This is a genomic window from Empedobacter brevis NBRC 14943 = ATCC 43319 (genome assembly GCF_000382425.1).
In the GTDB taxonomy this organism is placed as follows: Bacteria; Bacteroidota; Bacteroidia; order Flavobacteriales; family Weeksellaceae; genus Empedobacter; species Empedobacter brevis.
The window spans coordinates 294,066-309,155 of the sequence record NZ_KB908291.1; the positions used below are offsets into that span (position 1 = coordinate 294,066).

The following is a 15,090-nucleotide window of genomic DNA, read 5'->3' on the forward strand; positions in this document are numbered from 1 at the left end:
ATCTCAAAGTTTTGATTTATTCTGCTGTTGCGTCTGTGCTTAATGTAACGACATCACGATCAAACAGATATAGTCCTCCTTTATCAGAACCAATCATTTCTAATTTATCTAAGATATTTCGTGCTAATTTTTCTTCTTCAATTTGCTCAGAGACATACCATTGTAAGAAATTGTGCGTAGAATAATCTTTTTCTTCTAATGTTAATCCGACAATTTCATTAATTGAATCAGAAACAAAACATTCATGTTTTAGAATTGCAGTAAAAACATCTTTCAATGTAGAAAAATCTTGTTTTGGTTCTTCAATTTGTGGGACAAATGCTTTTCCACCTCTTTCGTTGATAAATTTAATTAATTTTAACATATGCATGCGTTCCTCGTCAGCATGAGAGTATAAGAAGTTTGCAGTTCCTTCTAAACCTTTCACTTCTGCCCAAGAAGCCATTGCTAAATATAATTGAGAAGAATCTCCTTCTAATTTTATTTGTTTATTCAGTGCGTTTAATACGGTATCTTTTATCATAGTTTTATTTTTTTAGATGTTTGATAATAATTGATTAATCTTGGTTGTTAAATTTTCTGAAGCAGGAACTAAAGGTAATCTTGTGAATGGTTGACAAACCCCTTTGTTATTTAAAACTGCTTTAATTCCACATGGATTTCCTTCTTCAAAAATAGCACGTGTAATTTCTACGACTTTGTAATGAGCGCTGTAAGCAGCATCTGCTTCTTTGTTTAATGCTTTACGAATCATATCTGTAAAAATTACAGGAATTCCTTGTCCAATTACAGAAATTACACCAGAACCTCCGGCTAAAGTCATTGGTAATGCAAATTCATCATCTCCGGAAATGATATGAAAATCTTCGCGCGTATTCATGCGAATAATATCTGTTGACTGTAAGAAGTTCGGAGAAGCTTCTTTAATCGCTATAATGTTCTTGAACTCATTCGCTAAGCGAATAGTTGTTTCCGGCGCAATATTAGAGCCCGTTCTGCCAGGAACATTGTATAGCACAATGTTAGCATCTGTACTTTCTGCAATTGCTTTGTAATGTTGATAGATTCCTTCCTGGTTTGGTTTGTTATAATAAGGAGAAACAGTAAGAATAGCCATATAATCACTTAAATCTGTTTCTTGGTATTCTTTAATAACTTCAGCAGTATTGTTTCCACCAATACCCAATATCATCGGAACACGGTTGGCATTTGCTTTCTTTATTGTTTCGATTACTTGTTTCTTCTCATCATTTGTAAGTGTTGCTGCTTCAGCAGTAGTTCCTAAAATAACTAAATACTCAACACCGCCTTCGATACTGTAGTTTACTAATTTTTCTAAAGCAATATAATCTACTGTACCATCTTGTTGAAAAGGTGTAACCAAAGCAACTCCTGTCCCAATTAATTGTTTCATCTTCTATAAATGTTATTAAATCTAATAATAGGTTAAAATTCGGAATTATATCTTGAATAATCAAATTATACCATTAATCTATAATTGGTCTTAGAAAAATTCAAAATATAATCATTCATTATTCAAAAATAACGATTAATTGACAGGAATAAAATTAATTTATACTCCGATTTTATGATATTACTTATAAAAAAACCACTCATTCGAGTGGTTTTTTCTTTTTCTATTATTGATTAGTTAAAAGTGTATTTAAATCCTAAAGAAAAACGACCGGCTTCAAAGTTAGAATCGTTTGTTAAGTTCCACCACGGTTTCCAATCAAAATGTAAAGCCAATGGAGCTGACGGAATCTTGTATTCTAAACCGGCTTGCGGACGAATAGCAAAATATGTTTTATCTTCAAATTTACCTCCGTCAACAAAAGATAATTGCGGTCCTACACCAACATACCATCCCAATCCATTTGTTCCGGAAAAAGGTTGATTATACGTATAATCTGCACCTAAAACCGTGATATGATCTCCAAACATCACTTGTATATTACCCGCATTTTTTCCATCAAAAGAGTGTTTGAATTGTGGACCTACAAGGGTTTCTCCATCTCCTAAATCTACGACAACACCTAAAGCATTTCTATAGTTTTGAGCATTTACTTGAGAAATTCCTAATGCCATTACAGCAACTAATAATACTTTTTTCATCTTATATTTTTTTAGTTCTATTACGTTATGCCATGAATTTTACAAAAAGTATGCAAATGTTACTTTAATGTTAAATTTTAACATTTAGAATAAACATTAAATCAGATGTATTGAATTTGTTTACAGTGATATAAGTAGTTTGTTTATAATTGTTCTAAAAAATAAATTCCATTTCTAATCGAATAAAAACTTGATTACGAATTTGTTTTCAAGAAAAAATCAATTGAAAAAAATATGTGAAATCGTAAATTATTATTTTATTGACTAAAGTTTAAATTACGCATATCTTGTAATAATAATCCTTTAAAATCAATATGAAAAGGAATGAGTGTAATCACTAATCTGTCTTTTGACCTCCATTCTCTTTGATTGATAGCAAATGCAAGCGGAGTGTCTAGAAACATATTATAAAGTGAGTTACTTCTTTTTGTTTTTGGCGTTAAACATTCAGGAAAAAAAGTATCTAAAGACCGTAGGTTATTGATAAAATCATAATCGATGGTGAAATGATTATTGAATTCATCAATTAAATTAGAATTACCAAAAACATTGTAATAAGTAGGTAGAAATGTAACTAAATCATCATCTCCCAGGTATTTTTTTATTCCCAAGCAAAAAACTTCAACTTCTATTTTCATCGTAGACATTTTAATATATTATTTCCATCATAAAAATGAACGGATAATTCAAAGTGTTTATAATTTAAATGAGTAATAGGAGCTTTTATAAATATAAATAAAATTTTAACTGATGTTTGAATTTTTTACGTTTTTACACTATTTTATTTTTTCTTATTTTGTTGAAAAGAAACAAAGAGAAAACTTGGCGAAACTTAGAGAAGTTTTCACATGTTTTGTGTTTTATAAAACTTTCTATAATATTGCAAAAACATTGCAAGTACTACCTTAAAATAAGTATACTTCCTTAAAATATCTATTAAAAATAAATTATGATTAAAACGGTAATATTTGATATGGATGGTGTAATTGTAGACACAGAACCTGTGCACAAATATGCTTATTTTGAACATTATAAAGAATTGAATATTCCTGTCACGGAAGAGCTTTTTGCTACATTTACGGGGCAATCCACAAAAAATGTTTACCAGATTCTGAAGAATAAATTTGATTTGAGAGAAGAAGTAAATGACTTAGTTTTAAGAAAACGTACCATTTTTAATGAAGCATTTGATACAAAGCCCGATTTATACTTAATCGAAGGAGTAGAAAATTTAATCAACGATTTATATGAAAATGGAATAGAATTAATTTTAGCTTCTTCTGCTTCGAAAAGTACAATAGATCGTGTTTTTAATCGCTTTGGACTGAACCGATATTTTACACATAAAATTTCCGGAGAAAATTTTCCGAAATCTAAACCTGATCCTGCAATCTTTATTCATGCAGCAGATTTAGCGAAATCTGATTATTCGGAATGTATAGTTATCGAAGACAGTACAAATGGAGTGGAAGCAGCTTATGGTGCGGGGTTGTATTGTTTGGGTTATAAAAGTAAAAATTCAAAACAACAAAATTTAGACAAAGCGGATGCAATTGTTGACGATTTTAATTCGATTGATGCAACTTATATAATCGGTTTGCAGTAAATTGTTTTGAATTAATCGATAATTTTATAGTGTTTCATCAAGAAAATGGCATTCATTATTTTAGTTGTACCTTTTCTTAGTTTATAATCAGAATAATAGTTATTATCGATATTTTTTAATTCAAAACAATAATTGATAATATGATTCGGATTTTCGCTTTCCATTTTGGTTAATTCTAAATCATGAGTCGCAATAAATCCGACCAATTTTGTAGGAGAAAGGATTAATTTCTCTAAAAATTTTTGCGAACCAATCAATTTGTCTTCGGAATTTGTGCCTTTTAAAATTTCATCTAAAATGATAATTTGAGGTTGATTATTTTCTAAACGTTCGACCAATATTTTCAATTTATTGATTTCATTTTTAAAATACGAATCACCGGAAGATAAGTTATCTACCGTTCGAATACTTGTGAATAAATCCATAGGATAAAATGACATTTTTTCTGCACTTACTTTTGCACCATTCATTGCTAAAACTAAATTGGTTCCAATTGTTCTAAGAAAAGTACTTTTTCCGGCCATATTTGCGCCCGTAATTATGGCAATATTGTTTGGGCGATTTGTTTCGAAATTATTTTTTACAACAATTTCTTCATTTAATAAAGGATGAAATCCATTCATTATTTTCAATTCGTAAGGTTCGTTTACAATTTCAGGAAAAGTAAAAGATGTGTACTTATCATTAAACACAGCAAATGATACAAAAGCTTCTAAAACTGCAAGTTGATCTAGCCAAGGTTTAATTTGATGAACAGTTTTTTGAACTTCATGTTCAAATTTTATCGAATAATACAATCGCCACAAGAAAAATGTATTTAGTATAAATCCTACAATCGGAAAATTTGCAGCATCTAAAGTTTCTTTTGTAGAAGAAATTGTTTTGATTAAAGTAGAGGCTTTCGATGGAATTTGAAACGTAGCTTGTATTTCTGAATTGAGTTTCGATTCAAAGTTTTCATCCTCAATATGCAGACAAACTTCATATAAATTATCCAGTTCTTCGGCTTTCATTGTAGTATATGCCGCAACTCGTTTTAGTTGTCGTTTATAAAAAAACGTGAGTGTACTCGACACAAATACAGCAGCTAAAATCCAATAAAAGACCAAACCTTTAGGGAATCCAATTATTGAAAAATAGATAAAACAAGCAATGTTGATGATTGAAACAGCAATTGGAATAATCTTTATCGAGGTACTGTTGAATACCCTTTTTTCAAAAACGAAAATAGAAGATTGATTCATTTTTAATCGTTTTGTAAAAGTTAAGAACGTTACAATCCAATCCCTCTTTTGTGTTAATTCAGAAAAAGCTTTTTGTCTTTCAATAATTTCAGCTCTATTTACGATCAAATTAGACAAAAAGTGCTTTAATTGTAAACTACCAATGCGAGTTTGTGTTTTATTGATGCGATTAAAAATGGAGTTTCCTTCTAGAATATCTAAATCCTTGTTGTAGATATTAGTAAACAATTGATTGTCTTCAGGAAATTGATCGAGCGTGTCATCTGATTTTATTTGTGAAATAATTTCTAAGGCTTGGGCAGAATAAGTAAGTTGGGCAGAAATTTTAGATGTTTTGATTACTAAAATGATAAAAACCAGAAATAATACGGTAGAAATAATTAAATAATAATTATTACTTGATGTCACATAAAGCAAGAAAAATAGAGTAGAAATGATAAAAAAAACAAGTCTGACATTACTTATTTTGTTCTTTTTGGATTTTAAAACAATAAAATCATGATTTACTTTTTCTTCAATTTTTAGGTATTCTTCCATTCTTGATTTTATTTCGGTTTAAAGTTGGTTTATAAACTGATAAAAGAGCGAAAAATACGCTCTTTTATCTTATTATTCTTCATTAATTTGATACATGAAGAATATAGGGGTTATAAAACTTTTATTTCAAAAACTTTTTCTTCATTCAAATAACCTTCTAACGTATCTTTTGAATTGATTTTAGAAACGCCTGCCGGTGTTCCGGTAAAAATTAAATCACCTTTTTTCAGCGTAAAATATTTAGAACATTCGGCAATCAATGTATTGATATGAAAAATCATATCTTTTGAATTTCCTGTTTGTGCATTCTCCCCATTTCGATCAAGCTTGAAGGTTAAATTTTCTAAATCAAAATTCTCTTTAGGATAAAAATCTGAAGCAAATGCAGAGCCATCAAATGCTTTGGCGATTTCCCAGGGAAAACGTTTTTCTTTTAGTTCCTGTTGAACATCACGTGCTGTAAAATCTATTCCTAATCCTATTTCGGAAAAATAACGATCTGCAAATTGCGGTTGAATCATTTTACCAACCCGGTCAATTTTGATGACGATTTCCGTTTCAAAATGAACTTCTTTTGTAAAATTTGGAATCACAAAAGGAAATCCTTTTCTAAGAATAGCAGAATCTGGTTTCATAAAGAACATTGGAACATCCGGAATAGGGTTGTTCAATTCTTTCGCATGTTCAATGTAATTACGTCCGACACAAATTATTTTCATTGCTTAAAAACCGTTTTGTAATTTGATTCGTGTAAAAACTTTTTTGGTATACAATGGAAAATCTGCATTCTGTAACCAGGCATAATATCCGGGATCTTTTGCGAAAACATCAGAAACAATTTGTCCTTTGTATTTTCCAAAAGATATAATTTCCTGGTCTTTATCATTGTATTGGATAAATCCGGCCAAATCAGCAGTTTTGCGTTGAGAAGAAAATTCACTTAAGAATTTATTATCATTCTCAAGCTCATCATATTTTTCAATTTGTGCCATCAATACTTCGTAAGTGGCTATTGTATCAGCTTCTGCAGAATGTGCATCAACCAATTCTTTATCGCAATAATATTTGTATGCGGCACTTAAATTACGTGGTTCCATTTTATGATAAATGACCTGTACGTCAATTGGGCGGTGTTTTGATAAATCAAAATCAAACCCATTGCGTAATAATTCTTCAGCCAAAAGTGGAATATCAAAACGATTTGAATTGTATCCAGCTAAATCAGCATCTTTCATCATTTCCATAATTGAAGGTGCTAATTCTTTGAAAGAAGGTGCATCTTTTACATCTTCGTCAGAAATGCCATGAATTAAAGTAGTTTCCGGAGGAATAGGAATTCCAGGATTTACTTTCCATGTTTTCACTTCTTTTGAACCATCTGTAAAGGCTTTAACAATTGAGATTTCAACGATTCGGTCCTTTGAAACATTTGTTCCTGTTGTTTCTAAATCAAAGAAACAGATATTTTTAGTTAATTTCATTTTGTAATTTCTTTTCTGAAAATGATTGAGATGATGATATACAATAAAATAATTAATGGAATGGCAGCCACTTGCAGCCAAATGACTAATCCTATTGCAAGGAGTAAGAAAATGTATTTATAATAGTTTTCTGCCCAACCCAATCCTTTAAATTTTAAGGCAAATAATGGTAAATCGATGATTAATAATATGCTAAATACAATAGAGACGGCGATTAATACATAGGGATCAATTTCTGGATTAATGATTTGCCCTTTGTTGTAATAAATCGAAAATAATGAGAAAATAAATAACGTATTAGATGGAGTTGCCAACCCTTTGAAATATGTTGTTTGATCTTCATCTAAATTAAATTTAGCTAAACGTAAAGCTGAAAAAGCCGGAACTAAAAAAGCAAATAATGATAGAGCAGAAATTTTAAGATTTTCATTTTCGTAAATGAAATCAGTTGAAAAATGATTAAAAATAGAAAACAGCATCAATCCCGGAACAACTCCGAAAGAAATACAATCGGCTAAAGAGTCCAACTCTTTACCAATTGGACTGCCTATTTTCATTAATCGTGCAACCATTCCATCCAAGAAGTCTGCCACCAACGAAATTAACATCAAAACCATGACAATTGTAACTGTGTTGCTTGTAATTTGAGCATTACTCGAAATCATAAAAATGGCTGATAGCACACCACATGAAAGATTGAGAAGTGTAAGAAAGTTTGGAATTGTAAATAATTTCATAGATGAATTTTTCAAGACAAAAGTACAAACAAAAATTAATCTGAATCCTCTTTACACACAATAAAACCACTATTTTTGAGTTTTTATATTCGTAATTCATCAATTTTGAAAAAAACATTCCTCATATTATCTGTTCTTGCAAGTCAAGTTGCTTTTTCTCAAACTGCTCGTAAATATTCGAACGAGTTTTTAAATATTGGTGCAGATGCGCGTTCATTTGCAATGGGTAATGCGGTTGTAGCAAATATAGGTAATGCGAATGCAGCATATTGGAATCCTGCAGGATTAACAGAAATCACATACGACTGGGAAGCTTCTGCAATGCATGCCGAATATTTTCAGTCGATTGCCAAGTTTGATTACGCTGCAGTGGCCATTCCGCTAAGAGAAAGTAATTCGACCATCGCATTTTCATTGATGCGTTTTGGGGTAGATGATATTTTGAATACGACGGAATTGATTGATAATCAAGGAAACATTAATTACGATAAAATATCTAAGTTTTCTACTGCCGATTACGCACTTACAATGTCTTATGCTGGTAATGTTTTCAATAACAAGAATATTCAATTTGGTGCAAATGCGAAATTGGTCTATCGGCATATTGGTAAATTTGCACAAGGATTTGGTTTTGGAATTGATTTAGGGTTACAATATCGCACTGACAACAAAATGTATTTTGGTTTAATGGCTCGAGATATTACCACGACATTTAATGCATGGAGTATTAACAAAGAAAAGGTTAAAGAAATTTCTGTAGATGAACCTAGTAATGAAGGAGGACCTACAATTTTGAATGATTTGCCGGGGGAGAACATCGAATTGACAATGCCTAAATTACAATTCGGTATAGGAAAACGATTCGATTTCAATGATCGTTGGTCTTTGTTAGGGGAAGTTGATATGAACATTGAATTTCAACAAACGAATGCAGCAATTTCCGGAAAAGGTTTTTCCATTTCACCCCAAGTCGGCATGGAATTAGGTTATGAAGACATGGTTTTTGTTCGTGGCGGCTTAAATAATCTGCAAAAAATAGAACAATTTGACGGAAAACAAAAAACGCAAATTCAACCAAATGTTGGAGTTGGTTTCAAATACAAAGGAATTTCAATTGATTATGCTTTAACAAATTTCGGAGACAGTGGTTTGGGTTTATATTCGAATATATTTTCTGTACGATTTGAAATGGATAAATGGAGGTAGTAAATCTCTTTGGATTTGATTTTTAGATAAACAAAAAAGACTGCGATATGCAGTCTTTTTTTGTATTCATTTGTTTACAATCTGGATTTTATTGTACTATTTGCTTCGTCAATTTGTCTTGATTTTTTCAGTTTTTGGTTTCCAAATTTGTAAGATAAACTAATAGAAAATTCTCTATTGTAGCTTTGTTGCCATACATTGTTAAAATTTCCATTTTCTTGTTTTCCGTTAATCGTTGTAATATTCGTATTGAATAAATCATACGCCTCAAACATCAAAGTCCAGTTGTTCCATATTTTCTTGATATTCACATCAAAACTATGTTGTTTTCCAAGTTTTCCAAGTTCAATTTCAAAAGGTGATAAATACCAATAATTAATTCCTAAAAACCAATCTTTTTTCGAAGAAAGTCGTAAGGTATTATCTAATTTGAAATAAATATTTGAGGATTGACGGTCCACGACATAAGTCGAAAGATTTTCTTCAAAGCCTGGTTTTGGTATATATGTCGGATCACTATTGATTGTTCCTCTATACGTTTGGTACATATAAACTAAGATGTAATTTGTAGACCAAATTCCGTCATAAAAACTTTTATTCATTCCAACCGAAAGATTTAATGACTTTTTGTTTCCATAATTCATTCTTATGTAGCGTAAAAACTCTGTTGTTTCTCCTGTTTCAAGATTTTTGACTGTTCCTTGTAAAGGTAATTGACTTGTTGCATCATCAATATATTCGAACTCTGCATTGAAGAAATAAGCGTTTTTATACAAATAATTGAACTCTTGTTTATAATATTTTGAACTCATCATAAACGGATTATTCTGAATATAATTTGTTTGAGTAAGATAGACTCGCGATGGATTTAATTCCCAAAAAGCAGGTCTACGAACACGACTTGAGAAAGAATAGCTTAAATTATGATTTTGATGAACCGCATAATTCAAAGATAAATAAGGTAAAATGTTGTTGTAATTATTTTTGAATGAATTATTCTTGTCAAGAATATCACCATCTGTTTTAGTGATTTCGAATCGTGTTCCAATTTTTCCTGAAAATTTTTCCGAAACTTGTTTTTCAAAAGTTAAATACAAGCCGGCAATATTTTCTTTGTATAAAAAATGATTACTCAATGTTTCATCTGTGATAAAATTTTCGTTTACAAAATTTTCCTGTTTGGTATCATTATCTGTTTTTGTAAACGTATAACTCCCTCCAAATAACCATGTGTTTTCGTTCTTTGTTTTTAAAGTATAATCTGCATTTGCACTAAAATTATTGATAATTTGAGGTACATTTTGTCTGAAAATTTCGATGTTTTCATTGTCTGCAGGAATTGTCGTATTTGTACTTCTCATTTCTCGTTTATAATTAAGAAAAGAAGCGTTTGTCACCAATTTACTTCCCAAACTATCTATTCTTACTTCATGATTTAGGTTAAATGAATGATTTCTTGTTTGGGCATTTTCAAGGTTAATGGTTTGGTTTTTAAATTCGTGATTGTAATAATTATCTAGTTTAAATTTAGAACCAAAACTTTTATTGTATCTGAAATTATAGGTTAAACCAATATTTTGGTTTTTAGCTAATTCATAATCAAACCCAATATTTCCACCAATATTTGTGTTCGGGTCATCTACAATTCCTCTTGATTCGTTGATAAAATGATCATTTCCATTCGATAAAATATTCTTTTCTCGCGATTTGTTATTTCCTGTATAAATTCCCGAATTAATTGCCAATTTATCTTTTCTATAATTCAATCCGGCATTTAACCTTTGACTATTAAAATAGGCTTGTTGATCTACAAATCTTACATTTCCATTCAAACCGTTTGTGGTAGCTGTTTTCATCACAATATTAATGACTCCTGTATTTGCTTCAACAGAAAATTCACTTCCTGGAGTGGTAATAACTTCTATTTTCTGGATATTTTCCGAAGGTGTATTTTTCAACATCTCTATCACGGCTTCGTTATCCATGTTAGATTTTCGACCATTGATATAAATAATAACGTCTGATTTATTCAGAATCTTAAGATTTTTTCCATCAGTAGAAGAAACCAAAGGTGTTTGCTTAAGAAGATTAAATGCATCATTTCCTTTTGCAACAGGGGAATTTGAAACATCAAAAACAAAACGATCTGCTTTTTTTTGAAAAACTTTTTTAGCAATCACCACTTCTTTCAAGTCAATATTTGGCATATTGACTTTGAATGATTTTGTTAAATCTGCATTGATTTGAATTTTTTCTTTATAAATCGTGTCAAAATTTACCAAAATAGCGAAATCATAATTTCCAGTTTCTACATTCTCGAAAAGAAAATTTCCTTGTTCATCAGTTACATTTGATATTTCAGATTTATCATTCAATAAAACAATTTCAGCTAACGAAATTGGATTACTATCTTTTCCATTTAAGACTTTACCCGAAAATTTTGTCTGAGCCATAACGATGCCACTCAAACATAATGCAGATATATAAATTAGGTGTTTCATAGTGTTAATTTTATTATAGACGTTAATTTCAGTGAATAGTTACACTACTAAAGTGATATTTTTATCAATACGTTACTATTTTATAGTAGTATAACTTATACAAATCTATATAAAAAATACTACTATGCAAAACAAAGTACTAAATTTATAATAATTCCTATTTTTCATTTTGAACAAAAAAATAAATATTCACCAAAAATGATGTTTATAGCTTTTAAAAACGATATAACCTAAATTTGTTATTGTGAAGAATTAGATAAAAATATTGCAAAAGCAGCCGCAAAACTAATTCCTATCGAATCTATACATTTAATTATTAGCCAAAATTTTTACCGCTTATTTACGAAACCGATATGTTAGGAGGGAGGACTTATGATGTTTTAATGAAGAGATTATCAATCGAAAAATTGCATTAAAATTAGATTTAGTTCATTTTTTATGTCCTCAAAGTAAAACGTTGAATAACTTTAGAGCCAGTAATCAACTGATTCAAATTGAAAATATGGTTTTAATCCGAACAAAATTATTACACCTCATTTTGAATTGGTGAGCTTATTTTCGCATAAAACGGAACAGTTAAATTGGAATTAAAAAAAATCAGAAATCAAAAAAAATGTTGAGGATTATCATTATAAAATAATGATTTAATTTCTAACTATTTTTCTCTATAGGTAAATTTTCATTTGCTCCCCATTCTGACCAAGATCCGTCATATACTTTTACATTTTTATATCCTGCAACAGTTGATGCAAGAGCCAGGATAGAAGCAGTAATTCCTGATCCACATGAAAAAATATTTTCTTGATTTTCTTTTGTCAGTTTTTCAAAAATTGATTTTAAATCTTCTTTTGATTTATATGTTGTATCATCCAAAACATTTTCGAAAAATAGATGCTTAGAATTGGGTAGATGACCACTTCTAAGACCTTTCCTTGGTTCTGGAGAAGAGCCATTGAAACGGCCTTCTGAGCGTGCATCTATAATTGTTTTTGACTGATCGTGTATGGCATTTAACATAATTTGTGTATCAGCAAACCAATCTTTTTGGAAATGAGCAATAAAGTCTCCGTTTTTTAACGGTTGAGAATAATCGGAAGCTATTTCAAAATGATTCTTTTTCCATTCCGGTAAACCTCCATCTAATACATAAACCTCATTATGGCCCATTGTTTTGAACATCCACCACACGCGAGGGCTGGAATAAATTCCCCAACGATCATAACAAATCAATATAGAATTTTTATTAATTCCTAATTGTTTCGCTTCCTGTGTAAATGTATTTTCATCAATCATTGTATGCGGTAAATTGCTTGAATGATCAGAAAATTTGCCTTCCAAATCAAAAAAAAGAGAAGTTGGAATTAATTGTAGCTCTTCTTCTTTCAAAGATTGACCAACTTTATCAATGGTACAATCCAGAAGAATAAAATCAGGTTGATGAATATGTTGTTGTAATTCTTGCGCGGTTATAAGTGGACGATTAAATTTCATTTCAAAAAAAGTTATGTATAAAAATAAAAAAACGCCATCAAATTTGATCACGCTTTTTATTTATTTTTTCTTTACATCGAAAAATTTTATTATAAGTTGAATCCAACTTTTACCATTGGTCCAAACATATCCATGTCATAAACAAAATTAGCATTGCTATTTCCTTTCTCATAATCCATACTGATGATTTGATAACCTCCCATGACATAGAAAAGATCAGAAAATTGATAGCCGGCTAAACCTTCTAATTGCCATGCTAACTTAGAACCAATTCCAAATCCACCAATTTCTCCGGTAAGTGTGTATAGAAATTTTTTGTCGGGTAAGTTTTTAGTTCTTGCAACCAACATAGGGTCAACCCACGTTTTTGAAACGCTACGGTCCAAGTGGAGAGGCTGTCCGGTTTTAGGATTAATCAGATTTACATCAAACCCTGATTTAAGATTCACAAGGTTTACACTAATTCCGGCTTCTAACCATGGTGTAAATTTTCGTAATAACCCAGCTTCAAACGAAAATTGTTTAGCGGTTAATTTTCCGTTTAAAACCAGAGGATCTTTCTTTACATGAGCAGCTAATGAAGCGTAAATCAAATCGGATGTAATCACCCAATCTTTATTAGAAGCTTCAAAAGTTAACATTCCTGCGAATTTTAAATGATTGAAAAAATCGGAAGGAGATTGACTTACATGTATGTTAGGAAGAGAGGAAACACTTGCTTTTCCTTTCATATGAGGCAACATCAGATTTGGTTCTACTTTGTAACTCCAGGAATGGTCAGTTTTGATTGAATCCTGAGCAAAAGTTTGAATACTTGATGCCAATAAAATTAAACATATGTTTTTTTGAAAAAAGTTAAACATCATCCGTTTTGTGTTAGAATTAAATATTATTTTATAATGTACAGAGTTAGTAAAAAGTAAAAAAGATGAGGTTAGTTTGGGTGATTTATAGACTAAGTTTTTTATTGAATTGTTTTGATAAATCTATTTTCATTCCAAGAGTAAAGACACTTTGCTCTTTATTTCCTAAATAATTTCTTCCGAAAGAAATTCGTTGTTCTGTGTATAATTGAACGTATTTCATCGGATAATATTCTAGTCCGGTAATCCAGTCACTTCTTCTAAAGTTCTTATCAATCATCACTTTTTCAGGTAGTCTTTTCGTTTCAGGTAAGTATAAATTATAACCTGTTAAAATAGAAAATTGGTTTAGTTTATATTTTAAAGAAGCTTCGATTCCTTTGGCGTCAAAAACATATGATGGGTTCAATAGATTTTCTGATTGAAAAGAAATTGGTGTAAAATCTCCATTTTGTTGTAAAACACCAATTATACTAAAATCAACTTGTTTACCGGTATACTTTGAACCCAAAGTGTAATAGGTTGGATGCCCTGATAAACCAAGAATTTTATCACTTTTAATTAAATTATCACTCAAAAAAGCCCTATTATAGGCAGCCCCTAGAATTAGATTTTCATTTAATTCCAATTGAGCCGAAAATCCAAAACCATCTATAATTTTTTGACTACTTCCTCCTTTTGTCTGAATTTGAGCGCCAAAATGGAATGTTTTAAACTTATTCCGGTATATAATGGATTGATCTGCGCGTCCGGTTCCGACTTCACCACCATCAGTACCGCCAGTAAATGTTGCAGAAGCTCTTGCTCCAAAAACGTTGAAACGGTCAGTATAAGCTGTTACATCCCGATAAACACTCCATTGCTTTCCGATAGTTAGTTTACCGTATTTGTTAAAATCTAATCCCAAATAACCTAAACGGCTTCCAAAAACTTGTTGTTTTTGCTCTGATACAATAGTAAGTAAATCACTTCCTAAATTACCATCAACGTTAAAAGCAGAATTTCCTTTGAACATATTTACCTGGATTTCCAAACCGGCAATAAAAGCAATCTTTCCTTTTTTTAAATTAACTTCAAGTCCTGCTCGAGAAGCATTTTCTTGTAATTCCATCACGTTATCATGAACAGCAAGATGACCTCTTAAACTTGTGTAAGGTTTGAATGAAATGTTGATGGAATCATTTGAATCTTGTGCTTGAATCATTACTGAGTTGAAAAGAAATAAGGCAATTAATAACTGATTTTTCCTAGCTATCATGGTGTATTTGGAATGTTTAGAATCAGCTGAACGATGAATCAATTCATCTGA

At 30.5% G+C, this 15,090-nt stretch carries 14 protein-coding genes; 2 read left to right on the forward strand and 12 right to left on the reverse strand.

The window, feature by feature from the left end; all coding sequences use genetic code 11:
- Positions 1-16: 16 nt before the first annotated feature.
- The 4 genes from H277_RS0101450 to H277_RS0101465 all read right to left on the reverse strand — a co-directional run bounded on the left by H277_RS0101450 (position 17) and on the right by H277_RS0101465 (position 2,753).
- Positions 17-523: a ferritin gene (locus H277_RS0101450; protein WP_019973786.1), complete on the reverse strand. Its 507-nt coding sequence runs from the start codon at positions 521-523 to the stop codon at positions 17-19.
- 12 nt (positions 524-535) lie between these two features.
- Positions 536-1,414 carry a 4-hydroxy-tetrahydrodipicolinate synthase gene (gene dapA, locus H277_RS0101455; RefSeq protein ID WP_019973787.1) on the reverse strand — a complete coding sequence of 293 codons (879 nt, stop codon included), beginning with the start codon at positions 1,412-1,414 and terminating at the stop codon, positions 536-538.
- Between the two features lie 233 nt (positions 1,415-1,647).
- On the reverse strand, positions 1,648-2,115 hold the full coding sequence (locus H277_RS0101460) for a hypothetical protein (protein ID WP_019973788.1): 468 nt from the start codon (positions 2,113-2,115) through the stop codon (positions 1,648-1,650).
- A 257-nt stretch (positions 2,116-2,372) separates the two neighbouring features.
- A complete protein-coding gene (locus tag H277_RS0101465) occupies positions 2,373-2,753 on the reverse strand; it encodes a hypothetical protein (protein WP_146810299.1) in 381 nt (126 codons plus the stop codon).
- A gap of 311 nt (positions 2,754-3,064) precedes the next feature.
- On the opposite strand from H277_RS0101465, the gene H277_RS0101475 reads away from it, so the two are divergent.
- Complete coding sequence (locus tag H277_RS0101475) at positions 3,065-3,721, forward strand: HAD family hydrolase (protein ID WP_026357338.1); 657 nt, start codon at positions 3,065-3,067, stop codon at positions 3,719-3,721.
- Between the two features lie 11 nt (positions 3,722-3,732).
- Here the strand turns inward: H277_RS0101475 and H277_RS19570 are convergent, their stop codons facing one another.
- The 4 genes from H277_RS19570 to H277_RS0101495 form a co-directional block, all read right to left on the reverse strand.
- On the reverse strand, positions 3,733-5,502 hold the full coding sequence (locus H277_RS19570; RefSeq protein WP_019973792.1) for a MutS-related protein: 1,770 nt from the start codon (positions 5,500-5,502) through the stop codon (positions 3,733-3,735).
- Between the two features lie 110 nt (positions 5,503-5,612).
- Entirely contained in the window at positions 5,613-6,221 is a 609-nt protein-coding gene (locus tag H277_RS0101485) for a fumarylacetoacetate hydrolase family protein (RefSeq protein WP_019973793.1), read from the reverse strand.
- A 3-nt stretch (positions 6,222-6,224) separates the two neighbouring features.
- A complete protein-coding gene (locus tag H277_RS0101490) occupies positions 6,225-6,983 on the reverse strand; it encodes a 3'-5' exonuclease (protein ID WP_019973794.1) in 759 nt (252 codons plus the stop codon).
- The gene (locus tag H277_RS0101495) at positions 6,980-7,720 is read right to left on the reverse strand and encodes a CDP-alcohol phosphatidyltransferase family protein (RefSeq protein ID WP_026357339.1); all 741 of its coding nucleotides are present in this window, start codon (positions 7,718-7,720) and stop codon (positions 6,980-6,982) included. The genes H277_RS0101490 and H277_RS0101495 overlap by 4 nt, the downstream gene beginning before the upstream one ends.
- A gap of 105 nt (positions 7,721-7,825) precedes the next feature.
- Here H277_RS0101495 and H277_RS0101500 point away from each other — a divergent pair, with 105 nt between their 5' ends.
- Complete coding sequence (locus tag H277_RS0101500) at positions 7,826-8,926, forward strand: putative type IX sorting system protein PorV2 (protein ID WP_033422525.1); 1,101 nt, start codon at positions 7,826-7,828, stop codon at positions 8,924-8,926.
- A 74-nt stretch (positions 8,927-9,000) separates the two neighbouring features.
- Here H277_RS0101500 and H277_RS0101505 read toward each other — a convergent pair whose 3' ends face one another.
- From H277_RS0101505 to H277_RS0101520, 4 genes are all read right to left on the reverse strand, one after another.
- Positions 9,001-11,427, reverse strand: a complete 2,427-nt coding sequence (locus H277_RS0101505; RefSeq protein WP_146810301.1) for an outer membrane beta-barrel family protein — start codon at positions 11,425-11,427, stop codon at positions 9,001-9,003.
- Between the two features lie 651 nt (positions 11,428-12,078).
- Positions 12,079-12,918 carry a sulfurtransferase gene (locus H277_RS0101510; protein ID WP_026357340.1) on the reverse strand — a complete coding sequence of 280 codons (840 nt, stop codon included), beginning with the start codon at positions 12,916-12,918 and terminating at the stop codon, positions 12,079-12,081.
- Positions 12,919-13,007: 89 nt separating this feature from the next.
- On the reverse strand, positions 13,008-13,742 hold the full coding sequence (locus H277_RS0101515) for a hypothetical protein (protein WP_146810303.1): 735 nt from the start codon (positions 13,740-13,742) through the stop codon (positions 13,008-13,010).
- A gap of 124 nt (positions 13,743-13,866) precedes the next feature.
- The gene (locus tag H277_RS0101520; RefSeq protein WP_033422527.1) at positions 13,867-15,039 is read right to left on the reverse strand and encodes a porin; all 1,173 of its coding nucleotides are present in this window, start codon (positions 15,037-15,039) and stop codon (positions 13,867-13,869) included.
- Between the last annotated feature and the right edge of the window lie 51 nt (positions 15,040-15,090).

Coding starts and splice junctions, on each gene's coding strand:
- H277_RS0101450 (WP_019973786.1), bottom strand. CDS start 523: ATGATAAAAGATACCGTATTAAACGCACTGAATAAACAAATAAAATTA.
- dapA (WP_019973787.1), bottom strand. CDS start 1,414: ATGAAACAATTAATTGGGACAGGAGTTGCTTTGGTTACACCTTTTCAA.
- H277_RS0101460 (WP_019973788.1), bottom strand. CDS start 2,115: ATGAAAAAAGTATTATTAGTTGCTGTAATGGCATTAGGAATTTCTCAA.
- H277_RS0101465 (WP_146810299.1), bottom strand. CDS start 2,753: ATGAAAATAGAAGTTGAAGTTTTTTGCTTGGGAATAAAAAAATACCTG.
- H277_RS0101475 (WP_026357338.1), top strand. CDS start 3,065: ATGATTAAAACGGTAATATTTGATATGGATGGTGTAATTGTAGACACA.
- H277_RS19570 (WP_019973792.1), bottom strand. CDS start 5,502: ATGGAAGAATACCTAAAAATTGAAGAAAAAGTAAATCATGATTTTATT.
- H277_RS0101485 (WP_019973793.1), bottom strand. CDS start 6,221: ATGAAAATAATTTGTGTCGGACGTAATTACATTGAACATGCGAAAGAA.
- H277_RS0101490 (WP_019973794.1), bottom strand. CDS start 6,983: ATGAAATTAACTAAAAATATCTGTTTCTTTGATTTAGAAACAACAGGA.
- H277_RS0101495 (WP_026357339.1), bottom strand. CDS start 7,720: ATGAAATTATTTACAATTCCAAACTTTCTTACACTTCTCAATCTTTCA.
- H277_RS0101505 (WP_146810301.1), bottom strand. CDS start 11,427: ATGAAACACCTAATTTATATATCTGCATTATGTTTGAGTGGCATCGTT.
- H277_RS0101510 (WP_026357340.1), bottom strand. CDS start 12,918: ATGAAATTTAATCGTCCACTTATAACCGCGCAAGAATTACAACAACAT.
- H277_RS0101520 (WP_033422527.1), bottom strand. CDS start 15,039: ATGATAGCTAGGAAAAATCAGTTATTAATTGCCTTATTTCTTTTCAAC.